This window comes from Pseudomonas sp. Pse35 (genome assembly GCF_024519715.1).
Classification (GTDB): Bacteria; Pseudomonadota; Gammaproteobacteria; order Pseudomonadales; family Pseudomonadaceae; genus Aquipseudomonas; species Aquipseudomonas paracarnis.
Genome location: NZ_JALJRP010000038.1, coordinates 26,979 through 45,136, shown reverse-complemented (window position 1 = coordinate 45,136; position 18,158 = coordinate 26,979). Strand labels below are relative to the sequence as shown.

General features: G+C 61.1%; 12 protein-coding genes. 8 read left to right on the top strand and 4 right to left on the bottom strand.

All coding sequences use genetic code 11. The annotated features are described in order from the left end of the window. Positions 1-160: 160 nt before the first annotated feature. The gene (locus OC445_RS23685) at positions 161-3,055 is read right to left on the bottom strand and encodes a ribonucleoside-diphosphate reductase subunit alpha (RefSeq protein ID WP_032879843.1); all 2,895 of its coding nucleotides are present in this window, start codon (positions 3,053-3,055) and stop codon (positions 161-163) included. 861 nt (positions 3,056-3,916) lie between these two features. On the opposite strand from OC445_RS23685, the gene OC445_RS23680 reads away from it, so the two are divergent. Then, entirely contained in the window at positions 3,917-4,642 is a 726-nt protein-coding gene (locus OC445_RS23680) for a response regulator (RefSeq protein WP_014719576.1), read from the top strand. Next, entirely contained in the window at positions 4,639-6,249 is a 1,611-nt protein-coding gene (locus OC445_RS23675) for an ATP-binding protein (protein ID WP_198791671.1), read from the top strand. The genes OC445_RS23680 and OC445_RS23675 overlap by 4 nt, the downstream gene beginning before the upstream one ends. Before the next feature lie 79 nt (positions 6,250-6,328). Here the strand turns inward: OC445_RS23675 and OC445_RS23670 are convergent, their stop codons facing one another. Further along, positions 6,329-7,048 carry a 4'-phosphopantetheinyl transferase gene (locus OC445_RS23670; protein WP_262020385.1) on the bottom strand — a complete coding sequence of 240 codons (720 nt, stop codon included), beginning with the start codon at positions 7,046-7,048 and terminating at the stop codon, positions 6,329-6,331. Positions 7,049-7,186: 138 nt separating this feature from the next. On the opposite strand from OC445_RS23670, the gene OC445_RS23665 reads away from it, so the two are divergent. From OC445_RS23665 to OC445_RS23655, 3 genes are read left to right on the top strand one after another with little or no spacing between them, the layout of a single operon-like run. Beyond that, positions 7,187-7,495, top strand: coding sequence for a hypothetical protein (locus OC445_RS23665; protein WP_020301727.1), 309 nt, complete (start codon positions 7,187-7,189; stop codon positions 7,493-7,495). A gap of 18 nt (positions 7,496-7,513) precedes the next feature. Then, positions 7,514-8,191, top strand: coding sequence for a response regulator (locus tag OC445_RS23660; protein WP_003193559.1), 678 nt, complete (start codon positions 7,514-7,516; stop codon positions 8,189-8,191). Continuing rightward, entirely contained in the window at positions 8,188-9,534 is a 1,347-nt protein-coding gene (locus OC445_RS23655; protein WP_019817208.1) for an ATP-binding protein, read from the top strand. The genes OC445_RS23660 and OC445_RS23655 overlap by 4 nt, the downstream gene beginning before the upstream one ends. A 32-nt stretch (positions 9,535-9,566) precedes the next feature. Here OC445_RS23655 and OC445_RS23650 read toward each other — a convergent pair whose 3' ends face one another. Further along, entirely contained in the window at positions 9,567-10,565 is a 999-nt protein-coding gene (locus OC445_RS23650; RefSeq protein ID WP_198791669.1) for an AraC family transcriptional regulator, read from the bottom strand. 338 nt (positions 10,566-10,903) lie between these two features. Between OC445_RS23650 and OC445_RS23645 the strand changes: the two genes are divergently transcribed. From OC445_RS23645 to OC445_RS23635, 3 genes are all read left to right on the top strand, one after another. Beyond that, on the top strand, positions 10,904-12,235 hold the full coding sequence (locus OC445_RS23645) for a dicarboxylate/amino acid:cation symporter (RefSeq protein WP_003189258.1): 1,332 nt from the start codon (positions 10,904-10,906) through the stop codon (positions 12,233-12,235). Between the two features lie 133 nt (positions 12,236-12,368). Continuing rightward, on the top strand, positions 12,369-13,355 hold the full coding sequence (locus OC445_RS23640) for an XdhC family protein (RefSeq protein ID WP_198791668.1): 987 nt from the start codon (positions 12,369-12,371) through the stop codon (positions 13,353-13,355). Then, on the top strand, positions 13,352-13,936 hold the full coding sequence (locus tag OC445_RS23635; RefSeq protein ID WP_198791667.1) for an NTP transferase domain-containing protein: 585 nt from the start codon (positions 13,352-13,354) through the stop codon (positions 13,934-13,936). Before OC445_RS23640 ends, OC445_RS23635 begins: the two co-directional genes overlap by 4 nt. A 559-nt stretch (positions 13,937-14,495) precedes the next feature. Here OC445_RS23635 and rne read toward each other — a convergent pair. Next, entirely contained in the window at positions 14,496-17,678 is a 3,183-nt protein-coding gene (gene rne, locus OC445_RS23630; protein ID WP_198791666.1) for a ribonuclease E, read from the bottom strand. Positions 17,679-18,158 lie beyond the last annotated feature (480 nt).

Genomic DNA, 18,158 nt, shown 5'->3' with positions numbered 1-18,158 from the left:
TCCCACATTTGCATCTGCTTCACGCTGTCCATCCAGGTATTGACCGAACAGCAATACAGCAACAAGGGCTTTATGCCCGCCCAAGAAAAAGCCCCCGATACACCCTAGGTGTATCGGGGGCTTTTCTGCCTCGGGTGGTTAAACCCAGGGCAGGTTCAGCTTATTGGCAAGCTTCGCAATCCGGCTCGTCAATCGCGCAGGCCTTTGGCACAGGTGCCGGGCCGGCTGGCGCTGCGAGTACCGAGTCATCACCGTGGTTGCCGCTGGACACTGCGTTCAGCTTGCCGGTGTTGATGGTCGACTTCTCGGTGCTGGTGGCGGCCAGGGCACGGAGGTAGTAAGTGGTTTTCAGGCCACGGTACCACGCCATGCGGTAGGTCACGTCCAGCTTCTTGCCCGAAGCGCCGGCGATGTACAGGTTCAGGGACTGGGCCTGGTCGATCCACTTCTGACGACGGCTGGCGGCGTCAACGATCCACTTGGTGTCCACTTCGAAGGCGGTCGCGTAGAGCTCTTTGAGTTCTTGCGGGATGCGCTCGATCTGCTGCACGGAACCGTCGTAGTACTTCAGGTCGTTGATCATGACCGAGTCCCACAGGCCACGGGCCTTCAGATCGCGAACCAGGTACGGGTTGATCACGGTGAATTCGCCCGACAGGTTCGATTTCACATACAGGTTCTGGTAGGTCGGTTCGATCGACTGCGACACGCCAGTGATGTTCGCGATGGTGGCGGTCGGTGCGATGGCCATGATGTTGGAGTTACGAATACCCTTCTGCACACGGGCACGTACCGGGGCCCAGTCCAGGGTTTCGTTCAGGTCGACGTCGATGTACTTCTGGCCACGGGCTTCGATCAGGATCTGTTGCGAATCCAGCGGCAGAATGCCCTTGGACCACAGCGAACCCTGGAACGTCTCGTAGGCGCCGCGCTCGTCGGCCAGGTCGCAGGAAGCCTGGATCGCGTAGTAGCTGACCGCTTCCATGGACTTGTCGGCGAACTCGACCGCTGCATCGGAACCGTAAGGGATGTGCTGCAGGTACAACGCGTCCTGGAAGCCCATGATCCCCAGGCCAACCGGACGGTGCTTGAAGTTGGAGTTCTGCGCCTGTGGCACCGAGTAGTAGTTGATGTCGATGACGTTATCGAGCATGCGTACGGCGGTGTTGACGGTACGCTCCAGCTTGGCGGTGTCCAGCTTGCCGTTGACGATGTGGTTCGGCAGGTTGATCGAGCCCAGGTTGCAAACGGCGATCTCGTCCTTGTTGGTGTTCAAGGTGATCTCGGTGCACAGGTTCGAGCTGTGGACCACGCCCACGTGCTGCTGCGGGCTGCGCAGGTTGCATGGGTCCTTGAAGGTCAACCATGGGTGGCCGGTTTCGAACAGCATGGACAGCATTTTGCGCCACAGGTCTTTGGCCTGGATGGTCTTGAACAGCTTGACCTTGCCTGGGTACTCGGTGAGGGCTTCGTAGTACTCGTAGCGCTCTTCGAAGGCCTTGCCGGTCAGGTCGTGCAGGTCCGGCACTTCGGATGGCGAGAACAGGGTCCACTTGCCGTCATCGAAGACGCGCTTCATGAACAGGTCAGGGATCCAGTTGGCGGTGTTCATGTCGTGGGTACGACGACGGTCATCACCGGTGTTCTTGCGCAGCTCGATGAACTCTTCAATGTCCATGTGCCAGGTTTCCAGGTAGGCACATACAGCGCCTTTGCGCTTGCCACCCTGGTTCACGGCAACGGCGGTGTCGTTCACCACTTTCAGGAACGGTACGACGCCCTGGGACTTGCCGTTGGTGCCCTTGATGTACGAACCCAGTGCGCGCACCGGTGTCCAGTCGTTGCCCAGGCCACCGGCGAATTTGGACAACATGGCGTTGTCGTGGATCGCGTGGTAGATGCCCGACAGGTCATCCGGCACGGTGGTCAGGTAGCAGCTCGACAGCTGGGGACGCAGGGTACCGGCGTTGAACAGGGTCGGAGTCGACGACATGTAGTCGAAGGACGACAGCAGGTTGTAGAACTCGATCGCGCGGTCTTCCTTGTTCTTCTCTTCGATCGCCAGGCCCATGGCCACGCGCATGAAGAACACTTGCGGCAGTTCGAAGCGGATGCCGTCCTTGTGGATGAAGTAACGGTCGTACAGGGTTTGCAGGCCCAGGTAGGTGAACTGCTGATCGCGCTCGTGGTTGATTGCCTTGCCGAGTTTTTCCAGGTCGAAGGTGGCCAGGATCGGGTTCAGCAATTCGAATTCGATACCTTTGGCGATATAGGCCGGCAGGGCCTTGGCGTACAGGTCGGCCATCTCGTGGTGAGTGGCGCTGTCGGCGACTTTCAGGAAGCCCAGGCCTTCGGCACGCAGGGTGTCCATCAGCAGGCGGGCGGTCACGAACGAGTAGTTCGGCTCACGCTCGACCAGGGTACGGGCGGTCATCACCAGGGCGGTGTTGACGTCGGTCAGGGCCACGCCGTCGTACAGGTTCTTCAGGGTTTCGCGCTGGATCAGGTCACCGTCGACTTCTTCCAGGCCTTCGCAGGCCTCGGTGATGATGGTGTTCAGGCGGCCCAGGTCCAGCGGTGCGAAGCTGCCGTCGGCCAGGGTGATGCGGATCGACGGGTGCGCTTGTACGGCGGCTTCTTCGGCCGGGGAACGTACGGCACGTTCCTTGGCGCGCGAATCACGGTAGATCACGTAGTCGCGGGCCACTTTCTGCTCGCCGGCACGCATCAGGGCCAGTTCGACCTGGTCCTGGATTTCTTCGATGTGGATAGTGCCGCCCGATGGCATGCGACGCTTGAAGGTCGCGGTGACCTGTTCGGTCAGACGGGCAACGGTGTCGTGGATGCGCGACGAAGCGGCAGCGGTGCCGCCTTCAACTGCAAGAAACGCTTTGGTGATGGCGACGGTGATTTTGTCATCGGTATAAGGAACGACAGTGCCGTTACGCTTGATCACACGCAGTTGGCCAGGTGCAGTGGCGGACAGATCCAGATTCGAATCAGCGGCCTGCGGCACGGAGCCCTGCGGGTTCTCGCGAGTTGTGTCGGTTTGCATGAGGGGGTGTCTCCACATTCTATATTTATTTGGGCACCATCACGGTGCCCACCGTTCCGTCCTGAAGCACTTACAGCAGGCCTGGGCCTGGCATAACAACTTCGGGACAGGAGGAAGGGAGCTCATCGCGCCGCTTCCATGCCGAAGTCTTTGGTTCGGGGCCGGGGAGCCCTTAGCCGTATTCCTGGTGGGTGACAGTGGCCCCATTCAAGCCCTGCAACACCCGTACCGTTTTCTGCCAATCGGGCTGGAAAACGATTGCCATCCGCGTGCGCGGTTTGGGCTTTCAAAAAATGCTTTGGTTCAACCAAGCACGAGCAAGAAAGCGCTTGAGTTTCTTGTCTGATCTGTGTTTGGTCTTTTCGCTGAAAACCCTACATGTAGGGTTTTTTTAGCGCCGAGGTACAAGATAATGCGTTTTCGGGGGCTTAGCAACGCACTACCTGTGGATAACGCTGTGGGTAAAATGTGTATGAATCATGGAACACCCGTGTAGGCCGCATTACTACTGGATTACACCGTTTGTCACCGAATATTCCCGGCTAGAAACTGCCGGCGGGAATTTTGAGGGCGCGAACCCTACCACAAAAAATCGCCATGACCGAATGGATTTCGCGGCTTGTGTTCAAGGGCCGTTGCATGGCTACAATCGGCCTTTGTTATGCCTTCAAAACATGACAAACAGGCTATGCCTGCGGAAGATCAATAGGTGGGAGCTGGCTTGCCTGCGATGGCGTTGGATCAGCCGCCAACAGGCGCGCTGACCCACCGTCATCGCAGGCAAGCCAGCTCCCACACCGACCGTATTTCACATTCGATTGTGTCGGCCAGAAGAACTTCTTATAAAAACGAGGACAATGCATGGAGCAAGAAGCCTGGCAGATACTGATCGTCGAGGACGACGAGCGACTCGCCGAGTTGACCCGTGAGTACCTGGAAAGCAACGGCTTGCGTGTGTCGGTGGAAAGCGATGGTGCCAAGGCCACGGCGCGCATCATCGCCGAACAGCCCGACCTGGTGATCCTCGACCTGATGCTGCCCGGCGAAGACGGCCTGACCATCTGCCGCAAGGTGCGCGAGCGCTATGACGGCGTGATCCTGATGCTCACCGCGCGCACCGACGACATGGACCAGGTGCAGGGCTTGGACATGGGCGCCGACGACTATGTGTGCAAACCCGTGCGCCCGCGTTTGTTGCTGGCACGTATCCAGGCGCTGCTGCGCCGCAGCGAACCGGTGTTGCCCGTTGCAGTGGAAAACCAGCGCCGCCTCCAGTTTGGTCCGTTGGTGGTGGACAATGCCTTGCGCGAAGCCTGGTTGCATGAGGGCAGCATCGAACTGACCAGCGCTGAATTCGACCTGTTGTGGCTGCTGGTTGCAAACGCCGGACGCATTCTGTCCCGCGAAGAAATCTTCATAGCTCTGCGCGGTATTGGTTATGACGGCCAGGATCGCTCCATTGATGTGCGTATCTCGCGCATTCGGCCAAAGATCGGCGACGATCCGATCCACCCACGCCTGATCAAGACAATTCGCAGCAAAGGCTACCTGTTCGTCCCCGAAGCTGCTGCCGATATGCCGCTGTGAACTCGATCTTCCTGCGCATCTACGGCGGCATGTGCGCGGCGCTGATCCTGGTGGCGTTGCTCGGCGCCCTGGCACTGCACCTGCTTAATGACGTGCGCAGCGGCCAGTACCGTGAGCGCCTGGCCCACGGCACCTTTGCGTTGATGGGCGATAACCTGCAACCCATGAGCACCATTGAACGGCAGCGCGCCTTGGCGGTGTGGGAGCGCTTGCTGGGCATCCCGCTGGAGTTGCGCACGTTCACCGATGCGCAATTGGACTTGGGCCAGCGCAACCGCCTGCAACGCGGCCAGGTCCTGGTGGAACAGACCGGCCCCCACGCGGCGCGGGTGCTGCGGTTGGTCAGCGAGCAAGAGCAATTGGTGCTCACCGGCGAAGTGCAGCAGATCAGCGAGCAATTGGCCCGTGCGACTATTTACCTGCTGGCCGACGAACTGGTGCGTTTCCCGGTGGCCGAACAGCCCCAGCGCCTGGCCGACATCAAACACGCCAAGGGTTTTGGTTTTGAAATGCACCTGATGGCCCTTGACCAGGCCGACATGGACGACGACCAGCGTCGTCGCGTGGCGGAGGGCGATACTGTGATGGCGCTGGGCAAGGGCGGCGATTCGATTCGCGTGTTTGCCGGCATGGTCGGCACCCCGTGGGTACTGGAGATCGGCCCGCTGTACCAGATGAACCCGTACCCGGCGCAATGGCTGATCCTGATCACCTTGATCGGCCTGACTCTGATCGGCTTGATCGTCTATCTGCTGGTGCGTCAACTTGAGCGTCGGCTCAAAGGCCTTGAGGCGGCGGCTACGCGTATCGCCAAGGGCAACCTGGAAGTGCGCGTACCCGCTCGCGGTGCAGACTCGGTCGGGCGGCTGGCGGCCGCTTTCAATGGTATGGCCGAGCACCTGCAGCAATTGCTGGCGATTCAGCGCGAGCTGGTGCGGGCGGTCTCCCACGAGCTGCGCACTCCGGTCGCGCGCCTGCGTTTTGGCCTGGAGATGATCGGTGACGCCGCCACGCCCGAGGCGCGGCGCAAGTACCTGGAGGGTATGGATGGCGATATCCAGGACCTTGATGGCCTGGTGGACGAGATGCTCACTTATGCCCGCTTGGAACAGGGTGCGCCGGAACTGAATTTCCAGCGCGTGGACCTTAATGCATTGCTCGACCAGGTGATTGGCGAATTATCGCCATTGCGCCCGCAGGTCACCGTCACCCGGGGTATTTGCCTGTCCTCGGCACATTGGGATGACGCCTGGGTCGACGCTGAACCGCGCTACTTGCACCGTGCCCTGCAAAATCTGGTGAGTAACGCCATGCGCCACGCCAGAGGCCAGGTGTTGATCAGTTATCAGGTGGGGCAGGTGCGCTGTCGCATCGATGTGGAAGACGACGGCCCTGGTGTGCCGGAAAGCGCCTGGGAGCGGATCTTCACGCCGTTCCTGCGCTTGGATGACAGCCGTACCCGCGCCTCTGGCGGGCATGGCCTGGGTTTGTCGATCGTGCGGCGGATTATCTATTGGCACGGCGGGCGGGCGTTGATCAGCAAGAGCAATAACCTGGGTGGGGCGTGTTTCAGCCTGAGCTGGCCCAGGGATCAGAATAAACCCTGAAACCGCTATCGTAGGCAAGCCAGCTCCCACAGGTGAATGCGTTCCCAATGTGGGAGCCGGGCTTGCCCGCGATGGTGGCCTACCAGGCGCTGATAGCCACCAGGCTCAACAACTGCTCCCCTTGCACCACAAACTGCCCTTCCAGCTCTTTGCCATGGCCCCACTCTTGCGAAAGATCGGTCAGCAACCGCAACCGCACCCTCCCAGCCGCTGACCACTCCAGCACCTCGGCATGCTCGAAATAAAAGCGCTTGTGCACGATCGGATAGAGCGCCTTGAACAGGCTTTCCTTGACCGAAAACGTCAGCGTCACCAGCAAGGCGTGTTGCTCACGGGGCAGGGTGGCCATGCGCTGTAATTCATCGGCCGTCAGGATTTCCCCGGCCAGGCGTTCGGCCCGCTCCAGTGACAGCAGATGCTCCAGGTCCATGCCCAGCCCACGCCATTGCGCCTTGTGCCCGACAATCGCCGCAGCGTGCCCGGTGCTGTGGGTGATGGAGCCACTGATATGCCCTGGCCAGACCGGGGCGCGGTCTTCGCCGATGGCCGGGACGCAGCGCAGATGATCGAGTCGTTGCAGCGCTTCGCGCGCGCACAGGCGCCCGGCGAGAAATTCCGCCTGGCGCTTGGCGACGGAGCGCTGGATGCTGGGCGGCGGTGGCACATCGCAGCGCTGGAAATCGCCCGGGCTCAATAAAGCCGGGTCGAATCGCGTGCTCAAAAACACCGTGCCCGGCAAAGAAACCGACAACGGCCAATGATCATCGAGTGGGGTGCAGCAAGCGGGTAGGGGCGTCATGCGCGGTATTTTGCCGAGTTGGCGGGCCAGTGGATAGCCCGGTGCGGTTCAACTGCGGTTCAGAGCCTGTTCAGGGGGAGTTCAGGGGCGCCTGCGTAGTCTGGACCCCACAGCCCAAACGCGTATGAGGTAACCACCATGACTGCGATCAAAAAGCTGATGTTGGCCTTGACCATGCTTGGCGCCACTGCCGGCGTGCAGGCGTCCGATGGCACCTTTGCGGCCTTTGGCAGCGAGAAAACCAAGAAATCCAGCAACCTGATCCATCGTGTCAGCTTCGAAGACGCTGGCACTCAGGCTGCGCCGTGGGGCCAGGCCCTGGGCGCTACCCCTGCGCAACCCGACTATCGCAGTGGCTACGCGCACCTGACCGGCCACTACAATGGCATAAAACTGCGCCCCCAAGAGCTGCAGGGCCGCTATGATATCCCCCTGTCGGCTAGTTGAATTGCAGTGGAGAACCTTATGAAATTGCTGGTGGTGGAAGATGAGGCGCTGCTGCGTCATCACCTGTTTACCCGCCTGACCGACAGCGGGCATGTGGTCGAAGCCGTGGCCAATGCCGAAGAAGCCCTGTACCAGACCGGCCAATTCAACCATGACCTGGCGATCATCGACCTTGGCCTGCCCGGCATGGGCGGCCTGGACCTGATTCGCCAGTTGCGCACCCAGACCAAGACCTTCCCGATCCTGATCCTCACCGCCCGCGGCAACTGGCAGGACAAGGTTGAAGGCTTGGCGGCCGGGGCCGACGACTACGTGGTCAAGCCGTTCCAGTTCGAAGAGCTGGAGGCGCGCATGAACGCCTTGCTGCGCCGCTCCAGCGGTTTTACTCAATCGACTATTGTTGCCGGGCCGCTGCTGCTGGACCTCAACCGCAAGCAAGCCTCCCTGGACGAGCAACCCCTGGCGCTGACCGCCTACGAGTATCGGATCCTCGAATACTTGATGCGTCATCATCAGCAAGTGGTCGCCAAGGACCGCTTGATGGAGCAACTGTACCCGGATGACGACGAGCGCGATCCAAACGTGATCGAAGTGCTGGTCGGCCGCCTGCGCCGCAAGCTGGAAGGCCCGGCCGGGTTCAAGCCGATCGACACCGTGCGTGGCCTGGGCTACCTGTTCAATGAGCGCTGCCGTTGATTCGTTCGCTACGTGTGCGCCTGATGCTGGCGGCCGCTACTCTGGCGGTGCTGTTTATGCTCGGCCTGTTGCCGGCCATGCAAGGCGCGTTCAGCCTGGCGTTGCAGGATTCCATCGAACAGCGACTGGCGTCGGATGTGACCACCCTGATATCTGCAGCGCGGGTCGACAATAACCGCCTGCTGATGCCGGCGCAGTTGCCCGATGAGCGTTTCAACCTCACCGACAGTCGGCTGTTGGGCTATATCTACGACCGTGAAGGCCATCTGGTATGGCGCTCGCGGGCGACCCAGGAAGAAAACATCAACTACAAACCGCGCTACGACGGGCGCGGCAACGAGTTTGCGCGCATTCGCGAGGCCAATGGCCAGGAATTCTTCGTGTATGACGTCGAGGTCCGGCTGCTGGGAGGCAAGAGCGCGGCGTTCAGCATTGTCGCCCTGCAGCCGGTACGCGAATACCAACTGACCCTCGAAGGCCTGCGCGAGAACCTCTACCTCGGGTTCGGCGCGGCCTTGTTGGTGTTGTTGACGCTGTTGTGGCTGGGCCTGACCTGGGGCCTGCAAGCCCTGCGACGCCTGAGCCATGAACTCGACCAGATCGAAGGCGGCACCCGCGAAAGCCTCAGCGAAGAACACCCCCGCGAACTGCTGCGCCTGACCGGCTCCCTGAACCGCTTGCTGCACAGCGAGCGCGAACAGCGTGCGCGCTACCGCGACTCCCTCGATGACTTGGCTCACAGCCTGAAAACGCCACTGGCGGTGTTGCAGGGCGTGAGCGAAGACATGGCCCAGCGCCCCGAAGAACGTAGCCAGGCGTGGGTGCTGCAATCGCAGATCGAACGCATGAGCCAGCAGATCGGTTACCAGTTGCAGCGTGCCAGCCTGCGTAAAAGTGGCCTGGTGCGCCACCAGGTCCGCCTGGAGCCGGTGGTGCAAAGCCTGTGCGATACATTGGAAAAGGTTTATCGCGACAAGCGGGTCACCGTGACCTTTGATTTGCCGCAGGCCTGCGAGGTACCCATCGAAAAGGGCGCGTTGCTCGAAATGCTCGGCAACCTGCTGGAAAACGCCTATCGGCTGTGCCTCAAGCAAGTGCGTATCAGCCTGGTGGAAAACCTCGATGGCATTGAGCTGTGTATCGAAGACGACGGCCCCGGCGTACCACCGGACCAGCGTGCACGGATCCTGCAGCGCGGCGAACGGCTAGATCGCCAGCACCCGGGGCAGGGGATCGGGCTGGCGGTGGTCAAGGACATCATCGAAAGCTATCACGCGCGGTTGACGTTGGGGGATTCAGCGTTGGGTGGGGCGGCGTTCAGGATTCACTTTCCTGCCTTGTGATCTGCACTGGCCTCATCCCAGCCAATACACCGCTAACTCTCCTGCGCTCTGTAGGCCCCCGGCGTCACCCCCGTCCACTTCTTGAACGCCCGATGAAACGCCGACGGTTCGGAAAACCCCAACTGCTCGGCGATCTCCTGCAAAGACAAATCCGCCCGCCCCAGGTGGTAAATGGCGATATCCCGGCGTAGCTCATCCTTCAATGCCTGAAAACTCGTGCCTTCTTCGCGCAGGTGGCGGCGCAGGGTCTGTGGGCTGATGTGCAGGTGCTGGGCAACGGCTTCCAGGTCTGGCCAGGGCGTGCGGTCGCGGCTCAGCAAGCGACGCAACTGGCTGCTCAGGCTGTCGCCTTCATCCGGCCGCGACAGCAAGTCGGCAGGGGAGCGCTGCAAGAAGTGCTTGAGGGTGCGTTCGTCCTGCAACAGCGGCAGGCTCAGGTAGCGGCTGGGAAACACCAGGCTGCTGGTCGGCGCGCCGAACACCTGGGGGCAGGGGAACAGCAGGTCGTATTCAACGGCATGGGCCGGCACCGGGTAACTGAAGGTGGCCTGCTGCAGCCGGATACGCTGGCCGATCAACCAACTGCCCAGGCGATGCCAGATCACCAGCAGGCATTCACTGAGGAAGTGGTCCGGGTCCCATAGCTGTGAGTCGTCCAGGCTCAGACGCGCCATGTCGCCTTCTTTGGTCAGTTGCCAGCGTGGGCCTTGGGGGAACAGGCTATAAAACAATAAGCCGCGCTCCAGCGCCTTCTCCAGCGTGCGGCAATGAATCAGCGCATGGCACATCATGGCGAAAGTGCCACGTTTGCTCGGCCCTTCGGCAAACCCCAGGTATTCGTCATCCAACCCCAGCCAGAGCATTTGCAGCAAGCGGGTAAATTGCTCTGGAGCGATGCGTGCGCGGGGTTCGGTCAGCAGTTCCGGGGTGATGCCCACCTGCTGCAATACCCCCGAGTAGTCAAAACCGGCCCGGCGCGCACCGCCGAGGGCCGCTCGGGCGTAATGGCTGGCGATGGTACGTTCACGCATGCAAGGGCCTCATCCATGGAGGGGCGGATGGTAGCCATCACCCGGCGGGGCGACAAGGCGGATATCCGCCAAATTGTAGGACGAGACAGGATGAGTGGGCGGAAATCCGCCACCCTGTTGCATTCTCCGGAGTCGTCCGTGAACCCCAAGCCCTGATGTCTAAAGGCCTTCAGCGCGTTTAAGCAAAGTGGCACGCTGTTTGCGATAAGGATTACAGCGCAGGCTTGCTCCTACAGGCTTCGCAAACAACAAATCCCTCCAGTGCAGGAGGGTTCGCAATTCAAGTGCCGTGGGCAATGGCGGATATTTGCCACACGGGACGATTGAGGAACTTTGCAATGACGACTCGTCAGCCAATCTATAAATCCCTGTATTTCCAGGTGATCGTTGCAATCGTTATCGGTATCTTGCTCGGCCATTTCTACCCGCAGACCGGCGTGGCCCTCAAGCCACTGGGTGACGGCTTTATCAAGCTGATCAAAATGGTCATCGCCCCGATCATTTTCTGTACCGTGGTCAGCGGCATCGCCGGCATGCAAAGCATGAAGTCGGTGGGCAAGACCGGCGGCTACGCGCTGCTGTACTTCGAAATTGTTTCCACCATCGCCCTGCTGATTGGCCTGGTCGTGGTCAACGTGGTGCAGCCGGGCGCCGGCATGCACATCGACGTCGCGACCCTGGATGCTTCCAAAGTGGCGGCCTACGTCACCGCTGGTAAAGACCAGAGCATCGTCGGCTTTATCCTCAACGTCATCCCGAACACCATCGTCGGCGCCTTCGCCAACGGCGACATCCTGCAAGTGCTGATGTTCTCGGTGATCTTCGGTTTCGCCCTGCATCGCCTGGGTGCCTACGGCAAGCCCGTGCTGGACTTCATCGATCGCTTCGCCCATGTGATGTTCAACATCATCAACATGATCATGAAGCTCGCGCCAATCGGTGCCCTGGGTGCCATGGCGTTCACCATCGGCGCCTACGGTGTCGGTTCCCTGGTGCAGTTGGGCCAGTTGATGATCTGCTTCTACATCACCTGCATTCTGTTCGTGGTGCTGGTGCTGGGCGCTATCTGCCGCGCTCACGGTTTCAGCGTGTTGAAGCTGATCCGCTACATCCGTGAAGAACTGCTGATCGTACTGGGCACCTCGTCGTCGGAATCCGCACTGCCGCGTATGTTGATCAAGATGGAGCGCCTGGGCGCGAAGAAGTCCGTGGTCGGCCTGGTGATTCCAACCGGTTACTCCTTCAACCTCGACGGTACGTCGATCTACCTGACCATGGCGGCCGTGTTCATCGCCCAGGCGACCGACACCCACATGGACATCACCCACCAGATCACTCTGCTGCTGGTGTTGCTGCTGTCGTCCAAAGGCGCGGCTGGCGTGACCGGTTCGGGCTTCATCGTACTGGCCGCCACCCTGTCGGCTGTCGGCCACTTGCCGGTTGCCGGCCTGGCGCTGATCCTGGGTATCGACCGCTTCATGTCCGAAGCCCGTGCCCTGACCAACCTGGTGGGTAACGCAGTTGCCACCATCGTTGTGGCCAAGTGGGTCAAGGAACTGGACACCGACAAGCTGCAAAGCGAGCTGGCGTCTGGCGGTACCGGTATTTCCGAAACCCGCGAGCTCGATGACCTGGGCGTGGCTGAAGGCCCGGCGCCTGTCGTCAAGTAAGTGGCTGCTGGCGTGAACTGACGCCAACGCTATCCGTAAACGCCCCGACTGGTTCGGGGCGTTTGCGTTTCTGGCGGGATACAACCGATATTTTTGGTTTACAGTGAGCGCGACAGTACTTACCGGAGGCCTGATGGACAGTGTGGATCTGAACGTCCTGCGCAGCGTGCTGCAATGGCGCCGCGCCGGGCAGCGCGTGATGTTGTACAGCGTGGTGCAAACCTGGGGCAGCGCGCCGCGCCCGCCAGGCGCAATGCTGGCCCTGCGCGGTGATGGTGTGGTGATTGGCTCGGTGTCGGGCGGTTGCATCGAGGATGACTTGATCGCGCGCCTGCAGGACGGCCGCTTACCCGCTGACGGCCCGCCCGTGCAGTTGGTGACCTACGGCGTCACTCGCGACGAGGCGGCGCGTTTTGGCCTGCCCTGCGGCGGCACCCTGCGGCTCACCGAGGAGCGCGTGGAAGAGTGGGGTTGGGTCGAAACGCTGCTGGCGCGTTGTGAAGATCATCAGATTGTCGCTCGCGAGCTGAACCTGGCCACCGGCGAAGTGACCTTGAGCGCCGCCAGCAAGACCGACGTGGTGAGCTTCGACGGCGAACGCTTGCGCGCCATCTATGGCCCGCGCTGGCGCCTGCTGTTGATCGGCGCCGGGCAGCTGTCGCGCTACGTAGCGGAAATGGCACGTCTGCTGGATTTCGAAGTGCTGATCTGCGACCCCCGCGAAGAGTTCGTCTACGGCTGGGAAGACCAGCATGGCCGCTTTGTGCCGGGCATGCCCGACGAGGCGGTGTTGAATATTCATACCGATGAACGCACGGCTATTGTCTGCCTGACCCACGATCCACGTCTGGATGACATGGCGTTGCTGACGGCGTTGAACTCCACGGCGTTCTATATCGGCGCCCTGGGTTCGCGGGTCAATACCCAGAAGCGTCGGGAGAACCTGGCCGCGCTGGGCCTGTCGGCGGAGGCCATTGCGCGCTTGCACGGGCCGATCGGCCTGCACATCGGCAGCCATACGCCGGCGGAAATTGCGCTATCGCTGATGGCGGAAATTGTTGCGATCAAAAACGGGGTGGCATCGATGCAAAAAAAACCGATGGCAGTGGTGGCCGAGTGACGGTGACGGCGATTGTGCTGGCGGCGGGGCAGGGCAGTCGTTTTCGTGCCGAAGCTGGAGCTGATCAAGACAAATTGCTCGCCGCGTGTGCGGGGCTGGATGGTGTTAGCCGGCCGGTCATCGAGCAGGTGTTGCGCAACTTGCCTGAGCGTGTGGTAACGCGCTGGCTGGTGACGTCGCCGGAGCGCGGGGAGGTTATCCGCCTGGCAGAGGCTTATGGCTGTCAGGTTGTACTGCTGGATTCGAGCGGTATGGGCGACAGCATTGCGACGGCGGTCAAGGCCAGCGGTGCAGCGGATGGGTGGCTGGTGGTGTTGGGGGATATGCCGTTTATTCAGTCATCGAGTATCGAACGGGTGATTGCCAGCGTGGAGGGCATCACTGTGCCGGTATCTGCCGGGCAGTACGGGCACCCGGTGGCTTTCCATCACAGGTTTGGGCCGGCGCTGATGGCTCTGAGTGGGGATCGTGGGGCCAGGCCGTTGTTTGCACAAACTCAGGTGCGAGAGGTGCAGGTAGATGATCCTGGTGTGCTTTGGGATGTGGATGTGCCGCAACGGTTGAGTTTTACTGCAGGTTAAGTGTGGCAGCTGGCTTGCCTGCGATAGCCATAGGTATCTACTTAGAGCCGACGTTGGACCTGTGGCGAGGGAGCTTGCTCCCGTAACGGCCTGATAGCCGGCGCTTATCTACCTGACGCACCACCGTCCAATGTGGTAGCTGGCTTGCCTGCGATAGCGGCCTGACAGTCAACACAGTTGGATTGTGTACATATCCATTCCTGCGGTAACGGCCACTTAGGGTTCCGCCCTGACGGCGGCTAAACCGGCATCCCTGCCGGTTTACCCCCCCCAAATCCCTGTCGAATTCCGGCCAGCGTGGTTTGACGGGGCGCCTAAGATCAAAAGCAGTTCAAGAGCGACTCGCTTCGCATCGTGGTTACCGTCTGCCGTTACAGCCCACAAAGTTGTGTAGATACCTATGCTGCGATAGCGGTGTGTCAGTCACCGCCACGCTGGCTGAATCGACGCTATCGCAGGCAAGCCAGCTCCCACAGTGATCGCATTCCAGGTCGAGATAATCAGCCATGAAAAAGCCCCGCCTGATCACTCAGGCGGGGCTTTTTAGTGGCTTATGGAATCAGACGAGGGGTTTAGGCTCGTGCTCTGCTTCCTGGGCCTCGTGCTCTACCGCCTTGGCTGCGGCTGCGGCTGCAGCAGCTTCGGCTTCCTTGCGGCGACGACGCACTTCACGCGGGTCGTTCGGCGCACGGCCGTTTTCGGTGAGGGCGCTTGCAGGTGCTGCTTCAACCACAGGGGCGGCCACTTCGGCAACCACTGGGGCTTCAACTTCAACCACGGGCGCAGGCTCAGCAACCGGCGTCGGCTCAACTACTTGGGCTGGCTCGGCGACGACTTCAGCAACCGGTGCCGGTGCTTCTTCGACCACTGGGGCAGGCGCTGGCGCTTCAGCCGGTGCAGCCGGTTCGGCAGTCCACTGGAAGGCGGTCTGTTCTTCGCGAACTTCACGCACAGCCGGGGCAGCTTCTTCGACCACCGGAGCTTCCGCAGCCGCTTCGACTACTGGCTGAGGCTCAACCGATGGAGCTGGCTCAACGGCAACCACGTCGGTTTCTGGCTGTGCATCGCGAACCGGGGCAACTTCCACTTCCGGAACCACTGGGGCTTCGACAGGGGTCGTGGCTTCAACGACTGGCGCTTCAACAACCGGCGCTTCAACCGCTGGGGTTTCGGCGGCTGGCGCTTCTACGGCAACAGTGTCTTCGATGGCAGCGGTAGCACGTTCGGCTTGCTCGTGAGCCTGGGCTTCAGCAGGTGCGCTGATGACTGAGCTGGCAACGGCAGCGGTAACGGCCAAACCGGCAGCCAGTTCGGTGCCTGTTGGCTCGTTGTTGGCAGCTTCTGCGTTCTCGCCGGTTTCTTCCGAACCTTCGATTACGTTGCCGTTGGCATCACGCTGACGCTCACGACGGTTGCTGCGACGACGCTGGCCGCGGGAGCGGCGGCGTGGACGATCGCCTTCGGCGTTGTCCTGGCCGTCTTCCTGCAACTGCTCTTCGCCGGTCAGTACTTCTTCTTCGGTGGCAGCAGCGGCTTGCTCGGCGCGTGGTTGACGCTCTTCACGTGGCGGGCGCGGTTGGCGCTCTTCGCGTGGTGCGCGTTCTTCACGCGGCTGGCGGGCCGGGCGTTCTTCGGTGCTAACGGCTGCGGCAGCGGCAACGGCAGGTGCCGCGTCCAGAGGCTCGCGCAGTTCACGCACGCGTTCTTCACGCTCGCCACGTGGCTTGCGGTCTTCACGTGGAGCGCGTGGGGTACGTGGGGCGCGCTCTTCACGCGGTGCACGTTCTTCACGGGCGACGGTCGGGGTTTCTTCGCGGGCTTCGCGAGGCGCACGCTCTTCACGTGGTGCGCGTTCTTCACGTGGTGCGCGTTCTTCACGCGGGGCACGTTCTTCGCGAGGCTTGCGCTCTTCGTCACGGCGGCCGTTGCGGTTACGGCTCTGCTGGCGACCGTTGCGACGCTCTTCGTTGCGCGCCGGGCGCTCGGTGGCAGGTTTTTCAACCACAACCGGGGCAGCAGGCTCTTCCTTGGTGGCGAACAGGCTGACCAGCGACTTCACCAGGCCCTTGAACAGGCTTGGCTCAGGCAGCGCGGCCGGCGCGGCAACCGGGGCGGCAGCTTCGGTCGGTACCGGTGCGTTGGCACGGGCCGGTGCAGTCTTCACCGCGGCTTCCTGGCGAACCAGGGTGCGGGTCGCAGCGGCTGGCTGGACTTCTTCGACTTCGGCGGCAGCCGCGGCGATTTCATAGCTGGACTGCCCGCTATGGGCTTCCGGGCTGTCGTCACGCAGGCGCTGTACTTCGAAGTGCGGCGTTTCGAGGTGATCGTTCGGCAGGATGACGATACGGGCACGGGTGCGCAGTTCGATCTTGGTGATCGAGTTGCGTTTTTCATTGAGCAGGAAGGCGGCAACCGGAATCGGCACTTGGGCGCGAACTTCGGCGGTACGGTCTTTCAGGGCTTCTTCTTCGATCAGGCGCAGGATCGCTAGGGACAGCGATTCAACGTCACGGATGATGCCTGTGCCGTTGCAACGCGGGCAGACGATGCCGCTGCTCTCGCCCAGGGATGGACGCAGGCGCTGACGCGACATTTCCAGCAGGCCGAAGCGCGAGATGCGGCCGACTTGCACGCGAGCGCGGTCAGCTTCCAGGCACTCGCGGACTTTCTCTTCCACGGCTCGCTGGTTCTTGGCAGGGGTCATGTCGATGAAGTCGATCACGATCAGGCCGCCGATGTCACGCAGGCGCAGCTGGCGGGCGATTTCTTCAGCCGCTTCCAGGTTGGTCTGCAGGGCGGTTTCTTCGATGTCGCTGCCTTTGGTCGCACGTGCCGAGTTGATGTCGATGGACACCAGGGCTTCGGTCGGGTCGATCACGATGGAGCCGCCGGAAGGCAGCTCGACCACGCGCTGGAAAGCGGTCTCGATCTGGCTTTCGATCTGGAAACGGTTGAACAGCGGAACGCTGTCTTCGTACAGCTTGATCTTGCTGGCGTACTGCGGCATTACCTGGCGGATGAAGGTCAGGGCTTCGTCCTGAGCTTCAACGCTGTCGATCAGCACTTCGCCGATGTCCTGGCGCAGGTAATCGCGGATGGCGCGGATGATTACGTTGCTTTCCTGGTAGATCAGGAACGGCGCGGAACGATCCAGGGACGCTTCTTTGATAGCGGTCCACAGTTGCAGCAGGTAGTCGAGGTCCCACTGCATTTCTTCGCTGCTGCGGCCAAGGCCGGCAGTGCGCACGATCAGGCCCATGTCGGCCGGTGCGATCAGGCCGTTCAGCGCTTCACGCAGTTCGTTACGCTCTTCGCCTTCGATGCGACGGGAAATACCGCCGGCACGTGGGTTGTTCGGCATCAGCACCAGGTAACGACCGGCGAGGCTGATGAAGGTGGTCAGGGCTGCGCCCTTGTTGCCACGTTCTTCTTTTTCGACCTGGACGATGACTTCCTGGCCTTCGCTCAGGACGTCCTTGATGTTCACGCGGCCTTCAGGGGCTTTCTTGAAGTATTCGCGGGAGATTTCTTTGAGGGGCAGGAAGCCGTGGCGCTCGGAGCCGAAATCGACAAAGGCAGCCTCAAGGCTTGGTTCGATGCGAGTGATACGGCCTTTATAGATGTTGGCCTTTTTCTGCTCGCGTGCACCGGATTCGATGTCCAGGTCGTAGAGGCGTTGGCCATCTACCAGTGCAACACGCAACTCTTCGGGTTGAGTTGCGTTAATCAGCATTCTTTTCATGTTGTACCGTCGGTTTCCGGGCTGCCGGAAACGGCGTTCGGCACACACGACTTCTCACGGTCGGTGTCAGGTGCGTCAAGAGTGGTTGGCCACTCCAGTGTCCAGCAAAATCGGCCAATTGGGCCGGTATCGCGACGGACGCGTCCTGCTCGTTAGCGGTGGTGACAAAGGCACCACTTCAACAAAAGCTAAGGTCAGGAGGAGGAATCAACCGGCGACTGTGGACGAGATGAAGCGTCTAAAACAAGCCTAGTGCTACACAGTCCGACGGTTGTGCATCTCCACCCTACACGTATCCCTGATAATTCGGGTGCTGCCGCGCGCAGAATCCGCAGCGGGTTGGCATTTACCGTGTTCTCCAATGGGGAGTCCACGCTCATGGCTAAACAAGACTAGGTGTGGGCGGTTGCGCTCTCACTCAGCTCTTAACAGGCGTTGTTTCCGAAGCATTCGCCATGGTCTGGCTCAAAACTGACTGCA

Coding starts and splice junctions, on each gene's coding strand:
- OC445_RS23640 (WP_198791668.1), top strand. CDS start 12,369: ATGGACAGTGTGGATCTGAACGTCCTGCGCAGCGTGCTGCAATGGCGC.
- OC445_RS23685 (WP_032879843.1), bottom strand. CDS start 3,055: ATGCAAACCGACACAACTCGCGAGAACCCGCAGGGCTCCGTGCCGCAG.
- OC445_RS23680 (WP_014719576.1), top strand. CDS start 3,917: ATGGAGCAAGAAGCCTGGCAGATACTGATCGTCGAGGACGACGAGCGA.
- OC445_RS23660 (WP_003193559.1), top strand. CDS start 7,514: ATGAAATTGCTGGTGGTGGAAGATGAGGCGCTGCTGCGTCATCACCTG.
- OC445_RS23645 (WP_003189258.1), top strand. CDS start 10,904: ATGACGACTCGTCAGCCAATCTATAAATCCCTGTATTTCCAGGTGATC.
- OC445_RS23650 (WP_198791669.1), bottom strand. CDS start 10,565: ATGCGTGAACGTACCATCGCCAGCCATTACGCCCGAGCGGCCCTCGGC.
- OC445_RS23665 (WP_020301727.1), top strand. CDS start 7,187: ATGACTGCGATCAAAAAGCTGATGTTGGCCTTGACCATGCTTGGCGCC.
- rne (WP_198791666.1), bottom strand. CDS start 17,678: ATGAAAAGAATGCTGATTAACGCAACTCAACCCGAAGAGTTGCGTGTT.
- OC445_RS23670 (WP_262020385.1), bottom strand. CDS start 7,048: ATGACGCCCCTACCCGCTTGCTGCACCCCACTCGATGATCATTGGCCG.